The organism is Myxococcus llanfairpwllgwyngyllgogerychwyrndrobwllllantysiliogogogochensis, from assembly GCF_006636215.1.
GTDB lineage: Bacteria > Myxococcota > Myxococcia > Myxococcales > Myxococcaceae > Myxococcus > Myxococcus llanfairpwllgwyngyllgogerychwyrndrobwllllantysiliogogogochensis.
This window is the reverse complement of record NZ_VIFM01000438.1, coordinates 1-5,359: the sequence shown is the minus strand read 5'-3', so window position 1 is coordinate 5,359 and position 5,359 is coordinate 1. Positions and strand designations below refer to the sequence as shown.

The window sequence follows — 5,359 nt, the reverse complement described above, 5'->3', positions numbered from 1 at the left end:
CCCCTTCCCCACCCCTCGGCAGGCTCCTCGGGGGCCGGACGTCCCCGGCCACTGGTATGCTGGGGGGGTGAATCCTTCTTCCGTGGCACCCCCGCCTTCGCCCCCTGGCCGCAAGCGCCGGCTCGGGGAAATCCTCATGGACGCCGGCCTCCTGACGGAGACCCAGCTGCGCTCCGCGCTCGCCGAGCAGCGCAAGTGGGGCGGACGGCTGGGCCTGACGCTGGTGCAGATGCGCTTCGTGGACGAGAGCTCCATGGTCCACGCGCTCTCGCGCCAGCTCTCCATTCCAACGGTGGAGCTGGATGGCCTGGCGCCCTCGTCCGTGGCCCTCCAGGCGCTGCGCGCGGATATCGCCGAGCGCTACACCGTCTTCCCGACCGCGGCAGACCCCGCCAACAAGCTGCTGACAGTGGCCACCTCGGACCCGACGAACGTGGAGTCCCTCCAGGAGCTGGCCTTCCACACGGGCCAGCGCATCCAGGTGGTGGTGGCCGCCGCGTCGTCCATCGAGCGCGCCATCCGCCGCCACTACCACGGGGAAATCACCTCCGCGACGGCGTCGCCGCTGTCGTTCAATCTCGACGAGCAGACCTTCGAGCTGGCGCCGCCCTCGGAGCCGATGGAGATGGCGGGCGCGTCGCGCTCGACGGCCAGTCAGACACCGGCGCCCGTGCGGGAGAGCGAACTCACGCAGCGCGTGGATATCCTCACGCAGCAGGTCGCGGACCTGGAGCGCATGGTCGCTCAGCAGGCGCGCTCGTTGAGGGCCATGCTGGAGCTGCTGGAGACGCGGGGGCTGGTCACCCGCGACGACTACCTGGCCAAGGTGCGCTGAAGCCCGCGCGCCTCAAACCAGGATGAGTTCCTCTTCGCCATCCAGCGAGCTCAAGGTGCCGGAGAGGTTCGTCCCCAGGACTTGCTCGGTGCGGCGCAGGCGCTCGTCGCTCAGCTCGGAGATGAGCACGAGGATCTGGGGGTGGCTGGAGATGAGCGCGTCGAAGTCCTCGCGCGGCAGCCGCAGCAGCGTGGTGTGCCGCGCGGCCGTCACGGTGGCCGTGGCGGGCGTCTTCTGGAGGAGGGAGATTTCTCCGAACAGGTCCCCCTCCTTCAGTCGCGTCAGCAGGTGCCCGTCCTTGTGCACCTCCACCTCGCCGGAGAGCAGGACGTAGAGACCATCGGTCCGGTCGCCGTCCCGGATGACGACCTCGCCGCGCTCGATGTCGCGGGCCCGGAAACGTTCCACCAGCGTGCGACGGTCCTTCCGGTTGAAGGGACGGAACAGCGCCGAGGTGTTCATCACGTTGGTGAGCAGGCGCTGCCGCACGAACTTCTTCAGGGCCGCCGCCACCTGGGGATGGCTCCGCGAGAGCGAGGCGAGCACGGGCGCGGAGATCTCGAGCAACTGTGTGTCTTCGGTGCCAGCCTCGACGGACGCGGTGCGAGGGGCGCCGGACAGGATGGCCATCTCCCCGAAGAAGGCTCCGCCCTCCAGCGCGGCCAGGTCCACGCGGCGACCTGACTCCGTCCGGAAGACGCGCACCTGGCCTTCACAGATGACGTAGAAGGCGTCGCCGTGGCTGCCCTGGTCGAGGATGCGCTCGCCCAGGCTGAAGCGGCGCAGAGGGCAGCGCTCGAACAGCTCGATGAAGGCGTCGCGCGGAAGGTCCGAGAACAGGGGGATGGTGGGGAGCGCGTCCAGTGAGGGCGCGTCGGTGAGGACTTCCTCGGTGAGGCTGAAGACCTCTTCCTCTCCATCGCCAACTTCCTCGGCGCGCTGGTGCAGCCCCGCCTGTGCCGCCAGTTCCACGGCGTGCAGCAGGGAGTCCGCCTCCATCTCCAGTTCGGTGAAGGACGACGGGCTGGGCGGTACCGCGCGCAGCGACGCGCCAAGCTCCCGCGACACCTCTCGGAAGGGCACCGCCGTGGCACCCGCGTGAGGCGTGGCCTCCGCGCGACGAGGGCGCAACCCGGGAGGCGCGGAGGGCGGGTCGATGACCGTCGGCGTCCGAGGCATCGAGTTGGAATCCGTCGACCCCGCTTCTCCGATGGGCGAAGAGAGCGCCTTCCACTTGCCACTCACGGGCGAGCGAGGGCCCGACGTCAGGGCGTCCGTGCTGGCAGCGACGGGCGTCTCCGGCACGGGCGGACGCACTCGCTGCGTGGCGCGCGGTGCCAGACCGGGAGGCAGCGAAGTGCCGTTGTTCTCCTGCGCGCTGGCGATGGAATTCTCGGCGGACACGGAGGGAGGCGCCGACGCTGCCTCGCCCCGCGCATGCGCGCTGGTAACAACGTCCCCGGCGGGAATCGTCCCGACACTCGCGTTAATGGACGCGTCTGACACGCTCCGGGGATTCGCGTGGGTGTCGGCTACGCCGGCGGAAATCGCGCTGACACTCGCCACGGAGGGCGTCTCTGACGCGCCCCGAGCATTCGCGTGGGTGACGGCGGACACGGCGGGAGACGACTCGGGCTCGCCCAGCGCGATGTCGATGCCCTCGTGGTCCTCGCCTGGAGAGGCCGCCGCGACGGAAGCCTCCGCATCCGGATGCGAGAGGCCCATGCGCACCGAGTGAACAACCTCGTCCGACGTGTCGGTGGAGCCTGGGGTGGGCGCGTCCTCCACGGACAGCGCCAGCTCGGCGGGGAGTTCAGCGGAGAGGTTGACGGAACCCTCCCCTGCTTCCAGCACAGCCGGTGTCCCGGCGCGCGGCGGAGTGGGCACCGCCGCCACGGGACGCTCGGGCGGTGGCGGCGCGGAGAGCGCGCTCGTCATGGGCCCACGGGCCCGGGCACCCGCGGGAGTTCCCCGGCGCGCGTAGAGGTTCGCCAGCATCTGCTGGACGCCCTGATGGCTGGGGTCCAGTTCTAGGATGAGCTTGCTCGCGGCGATGGCTCGCGGGAGGAAGCCCTCCTTCGCGAAGCCCTCGGCGGCGGCCTGATAGGCGGAGATGGCGCGCTCGCGCTCACCTGCCTTGGCCCACGCATCCCCCGTACGCAGGCGCGACTGGTGGTCCTTCGGGTCGAGCTTGCAGAAGTCCTCGTACAGCTCCGCGGCTTTGGAGAAGCGGCCCTTGGTAAAGGCTTCAGCGGCCCTGTCCTTGAGCTTGCGCGCCTCCATCACCTGGCTCCCTCGGCAGCGGTGCCGCCCTTCGCCAGCGCCGCCCCCGCCGCGTCGCGCACGGTGCGGAAGTAGTCGCTCTTGAGCGCATCCAGCGACTCCGACTGGTTCGTCGCGCCCATGCGCTTGAGCGCCGTCGCCGCCGCCGCGCGAATCTCCGGAAGGTCGTGGAACAGGTCTCGCGACACCGCGTCGGCCGCCTGCGAATCACCCAGCGTCCCGAGCGCCAGCAACACATCCCGCCGCGCGACGCTGTTCGTCTCGTCCAGCGCCTTGATGAGCGTGGGCACGGCATCCTTCGCCTGGATGCGACCGAGCAGCCCCGCCGCGAGCGCGGCCTCCGGGCCGCCTTCCTTCACGACCGTCTGGAGCACCGCCGACGCCGAGGCGGGCACGCCCGATCCCCGCGTCAGCGCATCCAACACCAGCAGCTTCTCTCCACCCATCTTCGGGAGCAGCTCCATCAACGCCGCCGGACCGGCGTCGCCAGCCTCCGCGAGGGCCTGCGCGAGCGCCTTCTGGAGATCCCGCTCGGGCTCCAGGAGTCCATCACGCGCCACCGCCACGCCCTCGGGGCCCAGGTGCGTCAGGCCCACCAGCGCGGCGGTACGCAGGGGGATGCTCGAGTCCTGGCTGTAGCCCTTGAGCAGTTCCAGCGCGCCCGGTGCACGGAGCGAGCCCAGCGCACGCAGCAGCGTCGCCAGAGGGACGAGACGCTCCGCCTCCACGTCATCGAACAGCTCGGTGGGCACGCGAGGCTTGACCACCGGACGACCCGAGTCGCGAGCCCGCTGGGCATTGAGCGCCTTGACGCGCTCGAAAAGCGAAGCGTGACGGGCCGCACGCTCATCCGGCGCCGCACCGGGGACGTGCGGGGAGGACGGCGCCGAGGGGTCGAACGCGCTCGAGTAGTTCTCCGGCAGCTTCTGCGCGACCCAGTCAGTGCGCAGGGCCTCCAGGCCCTTCACCTCCTGCTCATAGAGCTTCTGGAGCTGGGGCACGACGGAGGCGTCGCCCACGGCGGTGACGGCCTCCACCGCGAGCAGGCGCAGCACCGCGTCGTTCTGGTTGAGCCACGGCGCCACCTTGGGAAGCAGCGGCAGGGCCGCGGGCCCCAACCCGAGGACGGCTTGCAGCCCGCTGGCGGCGGTGGCGGGACGCGACAGTCGCTCGCCAATGGGGTCCATCGGGCAGCCGCCCCGCGAGCGCATTGCCCGACCGGCGGCGAGCGCCTCGGCTGGCGCGCCATCGAGGGCGACGGCGCACAGCGCGGTGTCCGCTTCGGGCGTGCGAGGGAAGGACAGGATGGCGTCGATGGCCATGGGACTCACGGCGCTCTTCTCCACCGCCACGGCCTGCAGGCGGGGCGCGGCGGCCGGGTCCTGCAACTTCATCAGCGCGATGATCGCGGACTCGCGCAGCTCGGGGAAGCTCTCGTCCAGCAGCAGGGCGATGGCACCCACGGCCCGCTTGTCACCGGCGTCTCCCAGGCCCCGCACGGCGGCGGCGGCGAGGATGACCTGACTGTCTCGAACCAGCGGCAACAGGCGATTCACGGCCTCCGGGCGACCGCTCTTGCCAAGCTCCTCGGCGGCGCCGACCCGCTCGGGCAGCGCGCCCTCGGTGAGCGTCAGGAGATTGCGATCCCACTGTCCCTTGGCCTCGGCGGCGACGACTTCCGCCATGGCGCCTGGGACGTTCGCGTTCTTCAGGGCCTGGACGATGACCTGACGGGTGGCGCGGCCTCGGCGCCCGTACTGGAGCGTGAGGTAGGCCTTGGCCTTGTCGTTCTTGACCTTGGAGAGCGCCATGGCGGCGCGGCCCTGGACCTCCTCGTCGGAGTCCTCCAGGAGTTCGCCGAGCAGGTCCACCACGCGGGGGTCCTGACTCTCCCCCAGCGCGACGGCCGCCTCTGCGCGGACAATGGCGGCCAGGTCCTTGGCCGCCCGAGTGAAGAGGACGAGGTCGTCCGGATTGCCTTGCCCGGCGAGCTTCTTCACCGCCAGGGCGCGGACCTCCGGACGTGGACTCTGGAGATCCGCGAGGAGCTGGTCTCGGCTGCCATTGCAACCGAGGACCAGGACCAGCATGAGGAGGAAGGGGCGGGTGCCGGTTCGCATCGGTCTCCGGTAAGGCGAACGGTGGAAAAGTCGCAGGGGGTTATATCAACGACCCCCCTGCCGCCCAATCCGCTGTGCTGTGTGGTGCGTCAGTAAGGCCGGCGAGGCCCCTTCGAAGATG

At 70.7% G+C, this 5,359-nt stretch carries 3 protein-coding genes; 1 reads left to right on the top strand and 2 read right to left on the bottom strand.

Annotation, left to right across the window (positions count from 1 at the left end; genetic code table 11):
* Nucleotides 1-67 precede the first annotated feature (67 nt).
* On the top strand, nt 68-835 hold the full coding sequence (locus tag FJV41_RS47785; protein WP_497812675.1) for a GspE/PulE/PilB domain-containing protein: 768 nt from the start codon (nt 68-70) through the stop codon (nt 833-835).
* A gap of 12 nt (nt 836-847) precedes the next feature.
* On the opposite strand, the gene FJV41_RS47780 is transcribed toward FJV41_RS47785, so the two are convergent.
* Both FJV41_RS47780 and FJV41_RS47775 read right to left on the bottom strand, forming a co-directional pair.
* Nucleotides 848-3,118, bottom strand: coding sequence for a cyclic nucleotide-binding domain-containing protein (locus FJV41_RS47780; RefSeq protein WP_141649294.1), 2,271 nt, complete (start codon nt 3,116-3,118; stop codon nt 848-850).
* Nucleotides 3,118-5,238: a HEAT repeat domain-containing protein gene (locus tag FJV41_RS47775; RefSeq protein WP_141649293.1), complete on the bottom strand. Its 2,121-nt coding sequence runs from the start codon at nt 5,236-5,238 to the stop codon at nt 3,118-3,120. Before FJV41_RS47775 ends, FJV41_RS47780 begins: the two co-directional genes overlap by 1 nt.
* Between the last annotated feature and the right edge of the window lie 121 nt (nt 5,239-5,359).

Coding starts and splice junctions, on each gene's coding strand:
- FJV41_RS47780 (WP_141649294.1), bottom strand. CDS start 3,118: ATGGAGGCGCGCAAGCTCAAGGACAGGGCCGCTGAAGCCTTTACCAAG.
- FJV41_RS47775 (WP_141649293.1), bottom strand. CDS start 5,238: ATGCGAACCGGCACCCGCCCCTTCCTCCTCATGCTGGTCCTGGTCCTC.